This window comes from Actinomyces glycerinitolerans (genome assembly GCF_900098745.1).
Taxonomy (GTDB): Bacteria; Actinomycetota; Actinomycetes; order Actinomycetales; family Actinomycetaceae; genus Actinomyces; species Actinomyces glycerinitolerans.
The window spans coordinates 159,260-178,678 of the sequence record NZ_FQTT01000015.1 but is presented as its reverse complement, the minus strand read 5'-3'; the positions used below and the strand labels follow the sequence as shown (position 1 = coordinate 178,678).

The window sequence follows — 19,419 nt, the reverse complement described above, 5'->3', positions numbered from 1 at the left end:
CAGAGTCACCAAAAATGAGACGAGTCAGGTCCAACCGCGCATGGGTGGTTCGCACTCACGGCGGAGGCGGGTCGCGTGCTCGGACCGCCGGGACCCGAAGTGCGCCATTGCACTCACACGCCTATATGAGGACAGCCTCACCTCTACTAATGTCTTAGTCGTTCACTCACCTGCGACCGAGAGCGAGACCTCTGTGACCGTCTCCCGTAAGTCCTTCCTGCTGGGCGGCCTGGCCGTCCCCGCCGCCGCGATCCTGGCCGCCTGCGGCTCTGATTCATCCGGCGGCACCTCCGCCTCCACCGCGAGCGCCGGCGTCGCCGCACAGACCACCGCCGAGGAGATCACCGTCGAGCACGCCTTCGGCACCACCACCATCCCCGCCGGCGCCTCCCGCTTCACCGCCGTCGCCTGGGGCAATCACGACGTCGCGCTCGCCCTGGACGTCATGCCGACCGGCCTGTCCGCCCAGACCTGGGGGGTTGAGGATGACTCCGGGATGCTGGAGTGGACCAAGCAGAAGGTCGACGAGCTGGTGGCCGCCGGCGCCGCGCAGCCGGTCCTGTTCGACGACACCGACGGCTATGACTACGAGGCCATCGCCGCAACCGCCCCCGACGTCATCCTGGCGGCCTACTCCGGCCTCAGTCAGGAGGACTACGACACCCTCAGCCAGATCGCCCCCACCGTCGCCTACCCGGGTGTGCCCTGGGGAACCAAGTGGCGGGAGATGATCCGCCTGGACTCCCAGGCCATGGGCCTGGGCGAGCAGGGCGACGCCCTCATCACCGACCTGGAGCAGCAGATCGCCGACGCCGTCGGCCAGTACCCGCAGATCGCCGGCAAGTCGGCGGCCTTCTTCTACATGAGCGAGTCCGATACCTCCACGATCGGCTTCTACACCACCGCCGATCCACGCACCGCCTTCATGACCGACCTGGGCATGACCATCCCCGCCTCCGTGCAGACCGTTTCCGACGCCGACCCGGAGACCTTCTACAGCGACGTCTCCAGCGAGAACGCCGACCAGGTCGCCGACGTCGACGTGATGATCATGTACGGGGAGGAGTCCGACCTGGCCACGCTCCAGGCCGACGCCCTGGTCGGCACCATACCGGCGATCAAGAACGGTGCGGTGGCCTTCGTCGGCAACGGGACGCCGCTGTCGGCCTCCACCAACCCCGGTCCGCTGTCCATCCCGTGGGGCATCGAGGAGTACGTCGCCCTGATCGCCGCTGCCGCCGACAAGGCGGACGCCGCCTGAGCCTGAGCGAGCACCAGTGACTGCCCGCAGCGCGCTCGCCCGGCCGCGCCCCAATCCACTGCCGGATACCGCGCCCGACTCTTCTCCCGGGTCGGCGGAGGCCCGGTCGTCCCGACGCGGTCGCTCCCGTCGGCCGCTGGTTGCCTGTGGGCTGCTGCTCGCCCTGCTCGCGCTCGCCGTCGTCTGCTCGATCGCCTTCGGCGCGCGCGTGGTCGACATCGGAGAGATCCTGGACGGACTGGCCGGAAGAGGCGAGGCACTCGGCGCGCTGGCGGTGGCCGAGCGGGTGCCGCGCACCGCCACCGCCGTGACCGCGGGGGCGGCGCTGGGGGTCTCCGGTGCCCTCATGCAGGCGGTCACCCGCAACCCGATCGCCGACCCGGGCATTCTCGGCATCAACACCGGGGCGTCGCTGGCGATCGTCGCCGCCATCGCGTTCGTACACATCTCCTCCCTGTGGGAATACCTGTGGGTGGCACTGGCCGGGGCGGCCCTCACCGCCGTCTTCGTGTACGCCGTCGGCTCGCTCGGCCCCGGCGGCACCACGCCGGTCAAGCTCGCCCTGGCGGGCGTGGCCACGAGCGCGGCCCTGTCCTCACTGATCAGCGCCATCATGCTGCCGCGCGCGGAGGGACTGACCGACTTCCGCTTCTGGCAGGTGGGTTCGCTCGGGCGGGGTACCTGGGCGTCGCTGGCCACCGTCGCACCGTTCCTGCTGGTCGCGGTCGTACTGGCCGCCGCGGTGGCGCGGCCGCTGAACTCCCTGGCGCTGGGCGAGGAAATGGCCGTGGGCCTGGGCGTCAGGGTCGGCCGCACCCGCCTGCTGGCGGCGGCCGCGGGCGTGATCGCCTGCGCGACGACGACGGCGCTGGCCGGTCCGATCGGCTTCGTCGGGCTGATGGTGCCGCACGCCGTGCGCATGCTGGTGGGTCCGGACAACCGGTGGCTGCTGCCGCTGTCGGCGCTGGGCGGGGCGGCGCTGCTGACCTTCGCGGATGTGCTGGGGCGGGTGATCGCCCGTCCCGGCGAGGTGAGCGTGGGCGTGGTGACCGCCTTCGTGGGGGCTCCGGTTCTCATCGCGATCGCCCGCGGCGCGAAGGTGCGTGAGCTGTGAGCGCCGCCGCGGCCGCGGTGGAGCCGGGCTTCACCGAGGCGGGACGACGACGTCGCCAACGCCGCTACCTCGCCGTCACGGCGGCACTGGCGGCCCTGGTGGCCTGCCTGTGGTGGCTGATGCTGCTGTCCGGCACCACCTGGTACTCCCCCGCGGAGGTGGTCGCCGTGATTGCGGGACGTGACGTGCCGGGCGCCGTCTTCGCCGTCGGGCAGTTGCGGCTCCCACGCGCACTGCTGGGCCTGCTGGCGGGCGCCGCCTTCGGCATGGCCGGCCGCACGTCGCAGACGATGCTCCGCAATCAGCTGGCCAGCCCCGACGTCATCGGCATCACCTCCGGGGCCTCCATGGCGGCGGTGTTCGCGATCCTGGTGCTGGGCTGGTCCGGGATGCGGGTGAACCTGCTGGCGCTGGTGTGCGGGCTGGGCACGGCGCTGGTCATCTACCTGCTCTCCGGCACCGGCAGCACCCAGGGCGGGCGCCTGATCCTGATCGGCATCGGCATCTCGGCCATGTTCTCCTCCGTGATCTCCTATTTGCAGTTGCGGGCCTCGATCTATTCCGTCACCGACGCCATGCGCTGGTTGTCGGGCTCACTGGGGGATGCGAGTTGGGGACAGGTGCCGCTGCTGGCGGGCGCCGTCGTCCTCCTGGGTGGGGCACTGCTGGCCCTGGGCCGAAATCTGACCACGTTGTCGCTGGGAGAGGAGTCCGCCACCGGGCTGGGGGTGCACGTGGATCGCACCCGCCTGGTGCTGCTGCTGTCCACGGTGGCGCTGGCGGCCTTCGCGACGGCGGCCACTGGGCCGATCGCCTTCGTCGCCTTCCTCGCCGGCCCGCTCACCGCCCGGCTGGTGGGGCGCACCGATCGGGCCCTGCTGGCGCCGTCGGCACTGATGGGGGCGGCGATCGTGCTCGGCGCGGACCTGGCCGGCCAGCATCTGTTCCCCACCGCGCTACCGGTCGGCGTGGTCACCGGCATCGTCGGCGCCCCCTACCTGCTGCTTCAGCTGGTCCGCCTCAACCGGGAGGGAGCCTCCGCATGAGTTCCACCAAAACTCGGGCCGACGCAGCCGCCGGCGGGTTGTCCGCGGCTCCGGTCACGTCGATCGAGTCCGCCCAGTCGCGCGCCGACGCACATGATTCCGGGCGCGCGGTCCCCCGCAGCCTCACCACCCGCGGGCTGCGGTCCGGCTACGGGCGCCGCACCGTCGTCGACGACGTCGATATCACCGTTCCCGTGGGCGCCATCACCGTGATCGTGGGCGCGAACGCCTGCGGCAAGTCGACGCTGCTGAAGACCATGGCGCGGATACTGGCGCCGACGTCCGGGTCGGTGCTGCTGGACGGCCGGGACGTAACCACCATTCCGACAAAGCGCCTGGCCACCCGGCTCGGGCTGCTGCCGCAGCAGCCGATTGCGCCCGAGGGGATCGTCGTCGCCGACCTGGTGGGCCGCGCCCGACACCCGCACCAGGGCCTGTTCCACTCCACCTCCGCCGCGGACCGGCGCATCGTGGAGGAGGCGCTGCGGGCCACGCGCACGGCGCAGTTGGCCGACCGGAGCGTGGATGAGCTGTCGGGCGGGCAGCGGCAGCGGGTGTGGATCGCCATGGCGCTCGCCCAGCGCACCGACGTGCTCCTGCTGGACGAGCCCACCACCTTCCTGGACCTGACCCACCAGGTGGAAGTGCTGGACCTGCTCACCGACCTGAACCGGGAGCGCGGCACCACGATCGTGATGGTGCTGCACGACATCAACCTGGCCGCCCGCTACGCCGACCACGTCATCGCCATGCGTCGGGGGCGAGTAGTGGCCGCGGGGGCGCCGGGCCAGGTGGTCAGTCCGGCGCTGATGCGCGAGGTGTTCGATCTGGAGGCCGAGGTCATCACCGACCCGGTTTCGGCTACACCGCTGGTGCTACCCAAGGGCCGCCACCACGTGGTCGGCGCGGCGGATACGGGGGCGACGTCGTGAGCGCCGCGGCGGGGGCGTCTGCGTTCCGATTCTTCCCGGTGCGGGTGGAACGGATCGTGGATGTCACCCCAAGCCTGCGGCGGGTGACCTTCACCGGAGACGAACTGGAGGACTTCGCCGATCCGGGCTGGGATCAGCGGATCAAGCTGGTACTGCCCGCCGTCGAGGGCGGTTACGCGCATCTGCCGACGGGCGCGGACTGGTACGGCGGCTGGCGCACCCTGCCCACCGACCGGCGCCCACCGATACGCACCTACACCACGCGCGCCGTCCGTCCCGGGGCCGGGCAGGACTTGGACGACGCGGCCGAGGAGCCAAAACAAAGGCGAACGGGAACCGCCGGGGCCTCCACCGGTGGGGAGGTCGACGTTGACATGGTGGTGCATGCGCCGCTGGGTCCGGCCGCCCGCTGGCTGGAGAGCGCCCGTCCGGGCACGTCGGCGATGCTGCTGGGGCCCTCGCGCGCCTGGCTGAGGACGCAACCGACCGGTGCGCGTCCCGGCGGCGTGGACTTCGTGCCGCCGACCGTCACCGGACGCTTCCTGCTCGGCGGGGATGAGACGGCGGCCCCGGCGATCGCCAGGATTCTGGAGCAGTTGCCCGCATCCGCACGGGGTATTGCGGTGGTCGAGCTGCCCGTGGCGGCCGACGCCGACTACCTGCCCGCGCACCCGGGCATTGAGGTGCGCGCACTCGCCCGTGACGCGCGGCCGCACGGCGAACGCCTCGTGGCGGGCGTGAAACGGGCGGCGGCCGAGTTGCTGCCGGAGGGCGCTCCGCAACAGGTTGAGGAAATCGACGTGGATCGCGAATTGCTGTGGGAGGTGCCGCGCACCGCGCGAGGCGGCGCGGCGCTCAAGCGGGCCGACGTGTACGCGTGGCTGGCCGGCGAGGCGGGCGCCGTGTGCGCCCTGCGTCGCCACCTGGTGTCCGAGCGGGGCCTGGACCGGCGGGCCGTGGCCTTCATGGGCTACTGGCGCCTGGGCCGAGCGGAGGGTTGAGGTCGATTACCCTCCGGAGCCCCCGAGAACAACCGCCGCGAGATGGGAGTCCCCTGCGTTGACGTGCCCGGGTAGTGTCGATAGGGTCACAGCGTCGTTTCATGGTGCATCTGGGCTGGGAGGCCGGTTATGAGCAACCCGGAGTCAACGGGGCATTCTGCGGATCTGGAGAGTTCGCCCGCATCGGGTTCTGAATCCGAGGACCTTTCCTGGGTGAAGAACTCCCGATTCACCATCGAGGAGATGCGGGAGACCGCGGCCGAGGTCCTAGCGCGTTTTGATCGTGATCGGGAGATTCAGCACCTGCTGCGACAGGGACTGACCCCCCAGCAGGTGGCTGAGCGCACCGGCTCCGAACCCAGGTTCGTGGCCCATGTGGGCCAGCAGATGCAGCGCGGCGAGCTGGTGCGCCCCGAGACCCCGGAGGAGCTTATCTTCCGGCGGTTTTTGGGGCAGATCAGCAGCCAGGAGATGATGGACCGACTGCGCACCTGGCCCTACACCTTCGGCCGCCTGCGCGGCTACGACGGCTACGAGCGCGGCTCCTGGGACGACGTCGACGGTCTGCACGGATTGGGATACTTATCCGACCAGGAGTACACCGAACTAAGGGCGATCACCGATCCGATGCCCAAACCGCCCGATGATCCCATGCCCTGGGAGAAGGGCTGGCAGCCCCAGTGACACCCCCAACCACCAGGGGCACCGGGAGCACCCCGGCGAGTGAGGTTGTGGAGGCCACCGCCGCCCAGGTCCAGGAGATCATTGACCGCCTGGCGCCCGGCCACACCCTGCCACGCAAGCCTGCTCCCGGCAGCATGTGGCATCAGTTGCGTGAGGAGATCAGGGGCGCCTATCTGGCCCGGGCCAGGGAGCGCGGTTCACGTGGGGGTAGGGCGATCATTATGGCGGGGTCCCCGGGAGCAGGCAAGTCCCAGGCGGTCCGCGCCGCCCGCAAGATCCTGGGGGATGAGCGCTCGGCCGAGCTGGGGGTGGACGAGGCCGGTTACACCACCATCGACGCCGACGACATCAAGCAGCTCCTGCTCGGCAGCCCCGTGCCCGGCCTGGACGTGAACCCCGAACTGCTGGCCCAGGCCCGCACCCACTGGGACAACCTAATCGCCGCGCAAGCACCCGGCCCCCTGGCCGACGGACGCCCCGTCAGCCGCGGCGAGCTGGCCACCCTCGTCCACCCCCTGTCCACCAGCACCGCAGACCTCGCCCGCAACGACCTCCTGCGCAGAAAGTCTGACGTCAAAATCGAAGGCACCCTGCAATGGATGGAGTCCCCGACCGTCGGTCAGGGTCCCCGCCTGATTCATGAGCTCGAAGCCGCCGACTACACGCAGGTAGCCATCGTCGCCGTGGACACCCCCGAGGACATGTGCCTCGAGGGTGCCCGGGACCGCTGGGCCGGGCCCCGCTCCCAGGGCGACCCCACCGCCCGCTACACCCCACCCACAGCCATCACCGCCACCTTCACCACCGGCCCGGACCGCACCCGCACCAGCCGGTGCATTGAGAACGCCCGCTCCACCCACCAACTCGCCACCACCAGCGCCACCCTGAAGGCCGCGGACCTGCTAGTCACCCACCGCACCGAGCACGGCCCCACCATCATCGACCACACCGACCGCGACGGCATCACACGCTCCTACTCCACCCCCTACCCCCTACTCGCCGCCATCAGACCACCACGCACCCAACAGGCAGCCACCGCTCGCATTTGTGACCCCGCCGCCTCCGCCCCGCCAAGGCAGCCGTTCACCCGTCAAGACGTACTACGCAACATCAGCGCCCCACGCCCTTACACCCCCAAACCACCCAGACAAGACCACGGCACCGGCCTCTGATGGTAGTGTCACCAAGGTCACGGTTTGGTGGTCGTCCGGGAGGAGAACCGGCATGAATGACAACGGTGAAGAACTCTCGGCGGGTCTGTGGGACTTTACTCCGGTGCCCGAGCCGACCGACCCAGTGGAGCAGGACGCACTGACCGATGAGGTCATTGACCGGGACCTGATTGATCCGGACACGGGGACTGGGCTGGCGCCCATGGACGTAGCCACCCCGGTGCCGGAGGAGTACTTCACCCATTTCGAAGACATCCTGCCGCGCTCGGTTCTGCATATATGGAGGCGGTTCGGGTTCGAAGGTTTTGGTGATGGCCTGTTCTGGATCACCGACCCCATCGCCTGGGCACCAGTGGTTCGCGAGTGGCTGGACCCGGTGAGAGAGCGCCTGCCGTTCACCGACACCTTCCACTGCCTGGCCCGCTCCGCCATGGGCAACCTATTCCTGTGGGGGGAGAACAGCGGTCACAGCGTCGAGATCGACCCCACCTATGGTGAGGTTATTATCGACCAGCTCGCCATACAGTCCGTCCAAAACCCAGAAGTACACCAGCGACAAGGACGAACAGCTTTCTCTGGTGCTGCGGATCGTAGTGTTGAGGGTCCTGAGGATAATGCCGAGCGGGCGTTGCCGCCGCAGGCGTTGGAGCGCCTAGGGCCGATCAACTCCCACCAGGTGTACGGGTTTGTGCTCCCACCCGCACTGGGCGGGCCGATCAGCGTGGACAATCTGCGCATCACCGACGCCCACACCTACCTGACCCTGCAAGCACAGCAGAACGACATCACCGTCAGTGACCCGGTGGGCGCCAACTGGGGCCAGGTAGCCCCGATTATCGGCACCGATCCCGGCACCTCCCCGCTCGGCCAGGCAAGCGAGTCATGACGGGGACGGCCAAGACAAATCCTGCTCCTGCAGCTCTGCCGGATTCACACGGCTTCCGGCACGCCCTGGGCGCCGAGGACCCCGGAGCGGTCGCCAAGCAGTACCCACCCTCACCAGCCCGCGACGACCGAGCCATGGTGCGCACCGTCTACCACAACGGCCGTAACCCCGACCTGCAGGCCAAGGGAGCGGAGTTCGAGTTCCAACTCGACGGCCAATACCAGATCCTGGCGCAAATGCCAACCAAGGACTACCTGGCCGCCCGCGACCTATTCAAACAACAAGGCAGACAAGGCAACGAAGCCACACGACGCGCACGCGAACAACTCAGAAACAGACTTGCTGAGTACGGTAGGGACCTTCTTGGCATGCCTAGTGCCGCGTCCCGTGCTTGGGCGCGTGAGGCTATGCGGCAGGTGGCGATTCTGCACAACCCCGACCAGGTCCTGGGCGGTGACCTGAGTCCCTCCCGGGACGCGGGCGGCACGCCGATCCCTGGAGACAGAGGCGTCAATTCCTCCCTGGGGGCGCAGAACCTCAGCAATGCCGACGTGATCGATGCTGCCACCGAGCGCCAGGTCGCCGCCGGGATGGGCCATCTGCCGCTGCGCTTCCAGGTGGTGCTGACCAACCGGCGTCGTAACGTCCAGCAGCTGCGCGCCCGCCAGCCGCCCCCGCCACTGCAACTCGCTCAGCCGTGCACGGAGCCTGGCTCCCGGGCGCCCGCACAAACCCTGAGCAGGGCGGTGCTGGCCGCCCGCCCACCCCCAGGCGCACGCACAAACCCCACCACCGCCGCCCGCATCCGCCAAACCCTGGGCATACACAACCCAACCTACACACCCCCACACCGAAACCGCCCCGGCATCAACCGCACAAACGGGCCGGAGCGCTGATCCCACTCACCGGAACACCCGGACGGACCAACCTGCACTAACCCACCACACCGAACCAGGGTCATTGGGAGAACGCCATGAGTGAAGCAGACGATGGCATCGAGCAAGCAATCGAGATCCGCCTACGGGAGCTGCTCGCAGCTGCCCGCAGCTGGTCGCGGGACGACTCCGAGGCGCTGCGCAAACGCATACTCGCGGAACTCGACCGCGGCATGTACGACCGCCGGAGCGCAGACATCGAACAGTTCAAGTCCGAAGACGATCGTGCCGATTCTCGGCAGCTGTTCGCCAAGGCAGACCGGGAGGACCGGCGTGCCGACGAGGCGCATGCCGCAGCGAAGCACGAGGCCGATCCTGCCGAGCGCATGCGCGCCCAGGCCGCGTCTGAACAGCGCCGCACCGTCGCCGACGCTGCCCGCGAGGACGGCCGGATGCGCTACGACACCGCCGAGCGCCGTGCCGAAACCGCCCGCGCATTGGAGTCCCGGGGCCTGGATCGGGAACTGGTGGCGATTCGAATGCGTGCCGACATCAGTCAGGCCCGACCGGCCGTCGACGCTGTGAGGGCGGGCAGGCCGGGCATGACCGCTGTGCACGGCAGGAGCTACCAGAGCCGTCGAATGCGACAATTCGCAGTCCAAGGCAGGCGCACTGCCCTCAGTCGTTGAGGCCGCCTGGATTGACGCGCTCGTCGTCGAACATGCCCGCTGGCGGAGCCACGTACGGAAGCGGATCGCCCTTCTTGGACAGATTCTCCTCCCCCTGCGCGGCAGCTGCGAACGGACCGTCCGGATCCATCAGTACGGCCATGTGGTAGTCCGCGTGATCGCGCCACCAGGTGCTCATGCCCGTCGCCGGATCGAGCCGCAGGTACTCCCAGGCCCGCCACAGCGCCTCCAGCCGGGCCACGGCCTCCTCATACTCCCACCACCTCGCGGCCCAGCAGCGGTGTCTGCCGTCGATCCGCCGCCGGTACATGTTGCGTAGGAAGTCGCGCACGAACTCGTCGACATTAGCGAAGTAGAGCTGAGGCTCGTCGGTGCTTCCGCCCGGTCCGCCATTGTCGGCGGGCACCGTCTGGTCCAGCGGCCACTGACCTTCACTCATAGCGTCTCCTTCTCGTCAACAGTGGCTTCGACGACGGCCAACTCGGTGTCCGCCTCCTGAATGGTTCGCTCGGCCTGGGGATCGTGGGCGGCGATTGATGCCCTTACCGCGTCGGCGTGGGGGCCGGACATCCAGGGGATGGTGCGGATGAGCGTGGGTCGCGCTCCGGAGGCGAATACGACTGCGCGACCCTTGGGCAGGGCGGCGAGATCGGCGACGTCGAGGATGCGCTCGCGCTGCAGCTGGCGGGAGACGGTGCGTTGTGCGCCGCGAGCGTAGGAGGTCGAAGAGGACATGCGGTCGTAGTCACCGACCATCCGGGAGAGATCTTCCAGGAAGGCCGCCTCGCTGACGCCGCCGCCGTACACCTTGACATTAGAGGCGCTCCACAGCTTCTTCATCCCGGCCTCTCCCCATACCTCCACGCCCTGTGACCAGGACTGGAGGATCGTCATCAGGACGATTCCGCGCGAGCCGTAGTGGCTGTACAGGTTGGGCAGTTCGCGCCAGCGGCACACGTTGGCGGCCTCGTCGAGTACGCCGAGCAGCGGCGTGGTCAGGCGCCCGCCGGGGGATCTGGCCGCCAACTCCTCCGCTGCCTCGACGACGGCGACGGTCAGGGCCGTAACCAGGGGGCCGGCGGTGCCACGCCCCTCCTTCGATAACGAGTAAAGCGTGCCCTCGCCGTCGCGCACGAAGTCCTCGGGACGGAACTGGGGGCGAGGGTCCGCCATACCCCGCGGAGTTACCCAGCGCGCGACTTGCCGGTTAGTCAGGCATGAGGCCATCTGCTGCGCAGTCCCGAACACGCCTCCGCGCTGCTTGTCGGGTGCGGTGATGACCCCGGCCACCTGGTCCGCGGTCAGGTCGAATCCGTGGTCGCGCAGAATGTCGACAGCGGTCTCATCAGTGGGGCGGGTGAGCCAGGTGTAGACGTCCGTGATCGCGCGGTGGTCGAGTGCGGCGGCGAGCAGTAACCCTGCGAGGAGGTCCTGCCCGGCCGGATCGAAGTAGGCGTCGGTACGAGCGCCCGGGTCGCGTGAACCGGAGGCGAAGTGCTCGGCCAACTTCGCCGCGCGCACTTCGTCGGTGACGTAGCTGAGCGGGTTCCACCACCAGTCGGGTTCCTCCAGGGCGATTCCCTGCGGGTCGAACACCCATACCGCACCGACGCCCCCGCGTACGTCCCGGGTGGCGTCAACGATGTCGCGCTTGTTGGAGGTCACCAGCACGGCCCCGGGCGTGTCCAGGATCGCGGGGATGGCCCGTGAGGTGGTCTTGCCGGTGCGCGGGCCCCAGATGTCGATATGCATATCCTCCCATGAACCGTAGAGGGTGTTGCCGTCCGTAATGGCACGCCCTATCGGCACACCGGGGGAGGCGGTGACGCCTAGGCGCCTCGCAGTCGCCTGGGCGCTCTTGCGACTCAGCGAGTCGACGTCACGCCCCCTACCCATGTAGTTGGCGGCGCGGTCCACCCGTGAGCGACGGCGTCGCAGGCAGTGCACGGCCAGTCCCACAAGGGCGCCGAGCACGATGACGATGACGCCGGTGCCGCCTAGCGCCCACCACCCGGCGGCTCCGGGCCAGGGCAGGTCGCCGCCGAGCAGTCCGAAGACGACGGCGAAGGGATTTCCCGGAACCTCGACTCCGGATCCCGCCAGGCGGTGCCCCAGGTGCATGGCGGCATACACGAAGCCCACCACTACCACCACGAGGACGATGCCGATCCACAGCAGGATGACCTCACCGGATATGCTCCCGGGGTCACGACGGCGATTGTTGGGGGTGCTCATGCGTCTGCGCCCACTTTCTCCTGGACCGGGTCTGCGGGGGCGGTTCGTCTGCCCACGCGCGACTGCTCGTGCCAGAGCCTGTTGGTGTCGTTGATGCTCAGCTCGGTGCTGGTGAGCTGGACGTTTACGGGGATGCCGGGACGGCCTCCGACCTTTACTAAGAACTTGCCGCGGCCGGGAGGCTCCGCCTCCCGGCCGGTGGACGGATCCCATGCGGGCGGATCCTGCCAGCCGATGAGCATTTCCTGCTCTGCCTGCGAGAACGGCACCGCCGCAGTCAGCTGGGGCATCTCCGCCGATGGCAGTCCGCCACAGATCACCATCCCCGAGCGCTCTACGAATCCGCGGGCCTTCATCCGGTCCTCCTCGTTGGCCAGGGCCAGCAGATCGCTCATGGTGTGGGAGATCATGGCCATGCCGACCCCGCGCTGGCGGTTGAGGCGGGTGAGCGCGTCGACGCGGTCGACCATGCCGCGGCCGGCGCGCAGTGCCCGCCACAGCTCGTCCAGGATGACGAAGTAGTGACGGCGCGGCTCCAGACCGGCGTCGGCCAGGGCGTTGGCGACGTTTACCGTGCCGAAGCCGGCCGACCAGCAGGCCAGGAGGGTGGCCGCCTGAAGGTCCATCTCCGAGTCGTCGATCGCGGAGACGTCGTATACGACCGGTGCGTCGCGTCGCATGGGGTTGGTGGTGGGCCGGGCGAAGGTCTCGCCCAGGCGGCCGCCGCCCACCAGGCCGATCAGGGATGCCTCCAGGTTCTCGGTGATCGCCTGATAGCGGACATCGTCGCCACGGTCGAGCGCAACCGCGCGGACCTCCGCCGGCCCGTCCTGGATGACACGCAGCAGGTCTCCCAGGACGGGTACGCCGTCGTGGTGGGCATCCAGGTATTTCAGCGCCCGGTCAATGATCGTCTCCTCGCGATCGGTGGGCGGAGAGGAACGCAGAATGGTGAGTAGGGCGGAGACCATGGTGTGCCGGCGGCCGTGAGCGTCGGCAAGTACCTGTGCGGCCTCCCGACTGTATCCGGCCTGGCGCAGCCGAGCGGCCGCCTCGCCGGCCTCACCCGGGTCGAGGATGTTCAGATAGCCGCGGCCGCGCCCGAGGGTGATCACCTGCCCTCCCAGCGCCTCAATGAGGTCCACGTAGTCCGGCTTGAGGTCACCCAGCACCAGTGGCATGACGCCGTAGCCGGCCAGGCCGGTGGCCATACGGCGCACGATGGTGGACTTGCCCAGTCCAGGCTTGCCCAACACGAATGCGCTCGGGTTGGAGATGAGCTTGGCGCGCTGGAACCAGGAGATCGGATCGCAGCACAGGGTGGCGCCGGTGTGGATGTGGCGTCCGAGAGGCACCCCGACCATGGGGGTACCGGTGCCGATCGCGTAGGGCCACAGCCCGCACACCTGCACGGTGGTGCCCCGCCACTCGTCGGCCGCCTGCACGTAGCTGGAAGACCCACGGCCGCGTCCCAGCCAGCCGCGCATGGGCGGCCGCTGCGGGCGCACTTCGCGCTTGCTCTCCGTCTGCTCCCGCTTTCCCTTGCTGAGTTTCTTGCGCTGCTTGCGTGGTAATCGCTTGCTCATAGCTTGTCTCTCAATTCGGCCGGGACCTTAATGTGCTTGGGCAGCACCAGCCCCAGGGGCAGGGCCGCCGCGAACGCGGAGTCCTGCGAGCCGTACACGGGTCGCAACCGCAGCCGGGCGGTGGCCGCCAGGTTGTCGATAGCAGCTCGCGCGTCGGCCTCCCGGTCCCGGTCGGCGACGGTTGCCGTCACCAGCATGCCGAACTGCGTCAGGCCCGCACCGGAGGCCTCCTCCTGGGCGGTCGCCGCAGCCGCCCGCACGGCGAGGCTGTCGCGGGCCGCCGGCTTGTCCGTGGACGTCATCCGAAACTCGGCCGCACGCAGATCCGCCTCCACGATCGCGGCAGCTCTCGCGGCGTCAATGGGCCGGTACAGCAACGTGACGCGCTTGCGGTCGATGTCCCGGTGCGGGGCCAGCAGCCGCGCAAGGATGCCCGACTGCACGTTGCCCCGCGGGGCCTGGGTCATCGCCCAGGTGCACGAGTAGGCGCTGTCATGCCGATAGCCGTCCCATGAGGCCTGGGTGGCGGTGGGGCCGACGTCGGGCCAGGAGAGCTCCGGTACCTCCCCCGCCGCATGCGCCTCATCAATGAGCACCGCCGCGGCCGGGTCATAGGCGATCCGGATGACCTCGCACAGCTCCTGGGCGGACAGCGGGTGGGCGGCGCCCGCGCCGGTGGCCTGCAGTCCGGCCGTCAGCCCGGGCAGACGCGCCGCCAATTCGCGGCCCATTTCCTCCGCCTTCCGCTTACGCCCGCCAGATCGTGGTGCCGCACTGAAGGTGACGGCGACGAAGGCCCGCACGGTGGAGGAGCCCGCGGGATAGCGGTCGACGACCTCCCGGAGCATCTCTCGGGCGAATGCGGGCGCCTCCGAATCAACGTTGGTGCTCACTTCCCGGCGCAGCCTGGTGCCCGAATCGGGTGCGGTCTCAATCGTCACCGAGGCGGCCTCGATTCCGGGCTCGTCTCCCAGATTCGCCAGCCAGTGCCCCCAATCCGCGACCCAGATGTCGATCTGTTCCTGGTCCACCAGCGCCGCGCCGTCGGGCTCGGCACCGATGACCACCGAGTACGAGCCGGTCGCCGGTGTGTACAGCAGCGCGAACTTGCGTCCGTAGGAATCCATGTGCTCGCTCAGCCGGGTGGGAGCAGCAAGACCGGGCAGCTGGTAAGTGCCCCACAGCGTGCGCCCCAGCGGGCCCGAGCGGTAGATGGTCAGGCCGCGCGAGCGCGCCGACCACCAGGCGATGCGCGCCCCGCTCCGGGAGACCAGGCTCTTGCCGTGGGCGTCTTTGGTCAGCACCGCCAGCATCAGCACGCCCAGCAGCGCGGCAACTCCCAGGGCGTGCAGCAGGTCCGAGACCATCACGGTGATCACCACAATGATCAATCCGGCCAGCAGCAGCCCGGTACCCACCGAACCGAGACCGAGGATTCCAGGGGATGCGGGCCGCTGCCAGTTCCCGTAGGTTCGCGGTCCGGTACGCGTCTCAACGGCTGCCATCCGGCCCGCCTCCTTCACCGGTTGCTGCATCACCGAGCGACTGCGCCGCACCCACCGCGGTGTCCATGGCCTTCTTGCCCGCATCGATAGCCACGCCCGCGGCGATGCCGATTGGGCCGGCGGCGGTTCCTGCTGCGGCCGCCCCGCCACCGGCAGCGGCTCCACCGGCGGCAGCACCGCCTCCGGCCGCCGCTCCACCACCGGCGGCACCGGCGCTTCCGCCTCCCGCGCCCGCCGTACCTGCTCCCTTGCCTCCGGCGGCGCCGGTACTGCCGCTCTGTTTGCCGCCGGACGTCCCGGTCTGCTGTGCTCCGGCAGCTTGTTGCTGCCGGTTGCCGTCTCCCTGACCGCCACCGGTTGGCGCCTGCGTAGAGGTACCGGACTTGCCGTCTGTACCGCTTCTGCCATTCGCTCCCGAGGCGCCGTCGGACCCCGAGGAGCTGCCGGAGGCCAGGCGACCCAGCTGGGCAGCGCCGGTGGGCAGCGCAACCATGGCACCGGCGGCCAGTGCACCACCACCGGCACCCGCGGACAGTGATCCGACCATGGGCGTGACGAAGCGCATGAGCGCAGGCATGGCGAACAGGGCGAGGATCATGAGCATGAGACCCGTAAGCACAGCCAAGAGCCCGGTACCGTCATCTTTGAACACGTCCGTACCGGCCAGCTGGAAGGCGGCGGCGTAGATGATCGCAGCTGCGGGCTTGTACAGGATGAAGGCCACCAGCCAGGACACGCACTTCTTGAACCAGCCCTTGCCCATCTCCGTGTTGGTGAAGGATGCCGCCAGCGGCAGAATGCCGGTGAGAATGACGAGCATTCCGCCGCGGGCAACCATGAGCACCACCTGAAATGCGGCGGCTAGTACGGCTACCAGACCGAGAATAATGATGAGCATAGGTCCCAGGGAGCCGGTTGCCGGATTCGCGGTAAGCGCGAGTAGCGTGATCATGTTCTCGCCGAAGCATGTCGACCCCTCCTCCGAGACCGTGCAGTCCAGGGAGCTGTCGATAATCCACGTCGAGAACATATCGCCCGACCGGATCAGTATGCTGACCACAGTCACCCCGGCACCCGCGACCACCACGAGCGTCATCAGACTCTTGACGACCTCGCGGCCAGGCTCCGCACGCTGCTCCCACGCCATACGCGCACCGCCGACGATCACAGACAGGATCGCCGCCGCACCCATGTACCACCACAAGGCAGACTGCAAGAACAGCGCAGCTCCGCCGACGCGGCTGGGCCTGGTCGGCATAAAACCGCTTACCAGGGCGCTCGCGCCGGATATCAACACGACCGCGCCCAGGATGAGACCGACCCTACCGACGGCCATCACACCATCGCCGGCCCGCATACGCGCGGCGATCATGGCGCCCAGTATCAGCAACGAGAGTATTGCGACCGCAAGACTGACCCACACCACATAGTCCATCACCCTCTCGAGCCTAAGACTGTTCGGGGGAATCTCGTCTGCGGAGATGGCGGAGTCAACACCACCGGAGTCCGTCAAGTTCGGCGTTCCAATATTGACCCAGATCGTTCCCACGGAGGCAATCGCCTTACCGAACGCCTCCATGACGGCGTTGGCCATGTTCTCGATCGCATCACCGACGACAGCTTCGACGCCCTGGCTGACATGGCACATTGGGTTGAAGAATCTCCAACCACTGCATCCGTCAGCCATTACGCCCCCCAGGTGATGTATCCGGCCAGGTCTGGAATCGTGGTCACGTCGATCGGTGCGCTGGCATCGGTGACGTTGAGCTTCCAGTCCCCGTCCTCCCACACTAGCGGGTAGACCATCGAGAGATTGATGGTCTTGCCCGAAGCAGAGCCGCGCACGGCGACGTCGATCCGAGCGGAGTCGCCGTCGTAGGCCAGGACCCGGAAGCCCGCGATTTCCACGCGGGTGCCAGAGCCGGTCGAGGAGCCGGCCCCGGCTGAGAGCACCTGGTCACGGGCGGGGCCCGTCACGAAGTAATCGAGCCACGCTTTCACCGTGGACTCGTCGCTGCCCTGCACGACGGCGTTAGCTGTCGCAAACACCGCTCCCTCAGGCGATCGTTGGAAGCAATAGCGATAGCCGGAATCAGCAGTCGCACCGGGACCATATTGCTCAGAGACGGGATAGGCGACGGTTCCTTGGTAATCCCAGTAGTCGACATCGGGCGCCTTCGCAAGGCGAGCCTGCTCCGTCACTTCACCACTCAGACCACACACGCTCGTGCTGGTCGATCCCTCGGAACCCCCCGTAGATTCATCCGCTGCTGCGGATGACGTTGAAGGTGATGCCGTCGCCGGGACCGCGACGGAAGCCGTCGACGCGCTCTCCGGCGCGGAGTCGTCACGCAGCACATTGGTCACACCCACCACGATTCCGAGCACCGCAATCAGCACAACGATCAGCGCTGCCGCAATGAAGCCAGGCCGACCAAACGGGCCGCGCTCGTCGTTCTCAATGCCGCTACTTTCGTTTGTCACTGTACTTGACTCCTCACTGATCGTTTTATCTCAAGTGGACAGGGATTATGAGTTTCTTCGATTCACCAGACTCAACTCCAGGGTAATGATGACATCACGCCCCCCAGGCGATATACCCCGAGGCGTCGGGAATCGTTGCGAAGTCAAACGGTGCACTCACACTGGCGTCGATCTTCCAATCTCCGTCCTCCCAAATAAGAGAATAGGTGATCGATGCAGTGATGCTTGACCCTTGGGCGGAACCTGACGCAGAAAGATCAACCCTTGCACTACGGCCGTCGTAAGCGAGCAAGCGGAATCCCGTGATCTCGAGCCGAACGCCCGTGGAATCTGACGGGGTATCAACTTCAGCCATCAGTTGGTCATGAAACTCACCCTGACTAAGGGCGTAGTAAGCCCATGCGGAGGAGGTCTCAGGGTCGCTAGCTGCGGCAAGTGCATTCGCCGCAGCGAACACCGCTCCCTCAGGCGATCGTTGGAAGCAATAGCGATAGCCGGAATCAGCGGTCGCACCGGGACCATATTGCTCAGAGACGGGATAGGCGACGGTTCCTTGGTAATCCCAGTAGTCGACATCGGGCGCCTTCGCAAGGCGAGCCTGCTCCGTCACTTCACCACTCAGACCACACACGCTCGTGCTGGCGGCACCGGCAGTATCGGTATCCTCAGAGCCGGCCTGCTCCTCCGCCGCCGTCACGTCGGCTGACGCGACGGCGGGTGTGTCCGTCACCGGGGCGGCGGACGCCGACTCATCCTGCGTACTGCTTCCGCAGCCGGCGACGAGCCCCAGCATTATCACCATGGCGACTGCCGGCGCCGCAACGCGTCCCAACCGAGCCCGCCGGTGCACCGATCCGCTTCCCTCGGCTACCACTTGCCCGGTCTCTCAGCCGACGAGGAAGCCGACGAGCGACGCGGCCGCGGAGATCACGATGGTGCCTCCGAGCGCCATCCCGATCTTGCCTACGTGCTCGCCGCCCTCGCCCCGACGGGACTGGATCGCCATCAGCGCCCCGGCGGCGAACAGGCCGAGGATGCACACCGCCAAAGCGATCCACTTGGCCCATCCCATGATCGAGGTGAAACCCTCGGTGCCCGGCGGCTGCACCGGGTCCGGATCGGGCAGATCGAACGGCAGCGACAGCACGACCTCGGTCACGGCCTGTGTTGCATGCGCGAAAACCATCAGTGTTCCTTTCGTTCGTTGGCGCCATCGGCGTCCACATCGGTTCCGTCAATGAGAAGGTTCAGGTCTTTGACGAGGCGGCGCACCGCCCGTGGAGACTCCGCCGGCGCAGGCAGCTCTCCTAGCCGCCAGGGTTCCACCCAGGGCAACTGCCAGACGCGGGGCGCTCCCCCACCGACCACCTGCGCAAGCTCACGCAGCGGTCGCGGCAGACGCCCGGGGGCGTCGGCAATGATCACCAGCCCGAGGAGGTCGACATGAGGAACTGCCCCCGCCGCCCACTGGGTCACCGCACTCTGCGCCGCCTGCAGTCCGTAGGCGCTTGATCTCGCCACGAGCACCGCTCGCGCACGCTCATCGATCGGCGGACGGGGCCAACAGTGCCCGGCACTCCGCCATTCGGGTACGAGCGCCGACAACGTCGACTCACCGGCTCCTCCATGCGCGCCCACCCACCACAGCTCAGCGTTTCCCGGGCGGTCACGGACCGGCAGCAGATCCCGCTCGGGCGCGGACACGTTGTCCTGCGGGGCCGCAGGGCCGGTAAGCGGCGGCATCTCAACCGAGACCGGAGTGTACGGCACCGGTTCCGGCTCTGGCGATGAGAGCCACGGGTTGGCGGTTTCTGGCACAGGGACGTATCTCCTCGGTAATGGTTCGACCCCCGCGGATCGGCTGTTACGCAAAGAGTGTAGATGCACACCACGATAACAACAACATTGACAGATCAAGCTCGTTGTTGTTACCTATAGTTAGGTTTTAC

19 protein-coding genes are annotated in these 19,419 nt (G+C 68.1%); 10 read left to right on the top strand and 9 right to left on the bottom strand.

The window, feature by feature from the left end:
- Positions 1-193: 193 nt before the first annotated feature.
- From ACGLYG10_RS14640 to ACGLYG10_RS14595, 10 genes are all read left to right on the top strand, one after another.
- Entirely contained in the window at positions 194-1,261 is a 1,068-nt protein-coding gene (locus ACGLYG10_RS14640) for an iron-siderophore ABC transporter substrate-binding protein (protein ID WP_073333595.1), read from the top strand.
- 16 nt (positions 1,262-1,277) lie between these two features.
- A complete protein-coding gene (locus ACGLYG10_RS14635) occupies positions 1,278-2,375 on the top strand; it encodes a FecCD family ABC transporter permease (protein ID WP_244542701.1) in 1,098 nt (365 codons plus the stop codon).
- Complete coding sequence (locus ACGLYG10_RS14630; protein ID WP_083565986.1) at positions 2,372-3,421, top strand: FecCD family ABC transporter permease; 1,050 nt, start codon at positions 2,372-2,374, stop codon at positions 3,419-3,421. The genes ACGLYG10_RS14635 and ACGLYG10_RS14630 overlap by 4 nt, the downstream gene beginning before the upstream one ends.
- On the top strand, positions 3,418-4,353 hold the full coding sequence (locus tag ACGLYG10_RS14625) for an ABC transporter ATP-binding protein (RefSeq protein ID WP_083565983.1): 936 nt from the start codon (positions 3,418-3,420) through the stop codon (positions 4,351-4,353). The genes ACGLYG10_RS14630 and ACGLYG10_RS14625 overlap by 4 nt, the downstream gene beginning before the upstream one ends.
- Positions 4,354-4,409: 56 nt before the next feature.
- Positions 4,410-5,354: a siderophore-interacting protein gene (locus ACGLYG10_RS14620; RefSeq protein ID WP_244542700.1), complete on the top strand. Its 945-nt coding sequence runs from the start codon at positions 4,410-4,412 to the stop codon at positions 5,352-5,354.
- A gap of 213 nt (positions 5,355-5,567) precedes the next feature.
- Entirely contained in the window at positions 5,568-6,038 is a 471-nt protein-coding gene (locus ACGLYG10_RS14615) for a hypothetical protein (RefSeq protein ID WP_073333590.1), read from the top strand.
- Entirely contained in the window at positions 6,035-7,210 is a 1,176-nt protein-coding gene (locus tag ACGLYG10_RS14610; RefSeq protein WP_139241014.1) for a DEAD/DEAH box helicase family protein, read from the top strand. Before ACGLYG10_RS14615 ends, ACGLYG10_RS14610 begins: the two co-directional genes overlap by 4 nt.
- A gap of 52 nt (positions 7,211-7,262) precedes the next feature.
- On the top strand, positions 7,263-8,096 hold the full coding sequence (locus ACGLYG10_RS14605; protein ID WP_073333586.1) for a GAD-like domain-containing protein: 834 nt from the start codon (positions 7,263-7,265) through the stop codon (positions 8,094-8,096).
- Positions 8,093-8,992 carry a polymorphic toxin type 15 domain-containing protein gene (locus tag ACGLYG10_RS14600; protein WP_083565981.1) on the top strand — a complete coding sequence of 300 codons (900 nt, stop codon included), beginning with the start codon at positions 8,093-8,095 and terminating at the stop codon, positions 8,990-8,992. Before ACGLYG10_RS14605 ends, ACGLYG10_RS14600 begins: the two co-directional genes overlap by 4 nt.
- Positions 8,993-9,069: 77 nt before the next feature.
- Positions 9,070-9,660 carry a hypothetical protein gene (locus tag ACGLYG10_RS14595; protein ID WP_073333581.1) on the top strand — a complete coding sequence of 197 codons (591 nt, stop codon included), beginning with the start codon at positions 9,070-9,072 and terminating at the stop codon, positions 9,658-9,660.
- Here the strand turns inward: ACGLYG10_RS14595 and ACGLYG10_RS14590 are convergent.
- The 9 genes from ACGLYG10_RS14590 to ACGLYG10_RS14550 form a co-directional block, all read right to left on the bottom strand.
- On the bottom strand, positions 9,650-10,099 hold the full coding sequence (locus tag ACGLYG10_RS14590; protein ID WP_083565979.1) for a DUF4913 domain-containing protein: 450 nt from the start codon (positions 10,097-10,099) through the stop codon (positions 9,650-9,652). The genes ACGLYG10_RS14595 and ACGLYG10_RS14590 overlap by 11 nt on opposite strands.
- On the bottom strand, positions 10,096-11,895 hold the full coding sequence (locus ACGLYG10_RS14585; protein ID WP_073333578.1) for a type IV secretory system conjugative DNA transfer family protein: 1,800 nt from the start codon (positions 11,893-11,895) through the stop codon (positions 10,096-10,098). The genes ACGLYG10_RS14590 and ACGLYG10_RS14585 overlap by 4 nt, the downstream gene beginning before the upstream one ends.
- Positions 11,892-13,481, bottom strand: coding sequence for a P-loop NTPase family protein (locus ACGLYG10_RS14580; RefSeq protein WP_073333576.1), 1,590 nt, complete (start codon positions 13,479-13,481; stop codon positions 11,892-11,894). Before ACGLYG10_RS14580 ends, ACGLYG10_RS14585 begins: the two co-directional genes overlap by 4 nt.
- Entirely contained in the window at positions 13,478-14,986 is a 1,509-nt protein-coding gene (locus ACGLYG10_RS14575; RefSeq protein WP_170866536.1) for an SCO6880 family protein, read from the bottom strand. Before ACGLYG10_RS14575 ends, ACGLYG10_RS14580 begins: the two co-directional genes overlap by 4 nt.
- The gene (locus ACGLYG10_RS14570) at positions 14,973-16,634 is read right to left on the bottom strand and encodes a TrbL/VirB6 family protein (RefSeq protein WP_139241013.1); all 1,662 of its coding nucleotides are present in this window, start codon (positions 16,632-16,634) and stop codon (positions 14,973-14,975) included. The genes ACGLYG10_RS14575 and ACGLYG10_RS14570 overlap by 14 nt, the downstream gene beginning before the upstream one ends.
- Positions 16,635-16,672: 38 nt before the next feature.
- Complete coding sequence (locus tag ACGLYG10_RS16090; protein ID WP_139241012.1) at positions 16,673-17,470, bottom strand: DUF8175 domain-containg protein; 798 nt, start codon at positions 17,468-17,470, stop codon at positions 16,673-16,675.
- 94 nt (positions 17,471-17,564) lie between these two features.
- Positions 17,565-18,263 (bottom strand): DUF8175 domain-containg protein, encoded by a 699-nt coding sequence (locus ACGLYG10_RS14560; RefSeq protein WP_139241011.1) that lies wholly within the window; start codon positions 18,261-18,263, stop codon positions 17,565-17,567.
- A gap of 93 nt (positions 18,264-18,356) precedes the next feature.
- Complete coding sequence (locus ACGLYG10_RS14555; RefSeq protein ID WP_073333569.1) at positions 18,357-18,656, bottom strand: hypothetical protein; 300 nt, start codon at positions 18,654-18,656, stop codon at positions 18,357-18,359.
- Positions 18,656-19,213 (bottom strand): DUF6668 family protein, encoded by a 558-nt coding sequence (locus tag ACGLYG10_RS14550; RefSeq protein ID WP_211483030.1) that lies wholly within the window; start codon positions 19,211-19,213, stop codon positions 18,656-18,658. Before ACGLYG10_RS14550 ends, ACGLYG10_RS14555 begins: the two co-directional genes overlap by 1 nt.
- Positions 19,214-19,419 lie beyond the last annotated feature (206 nt).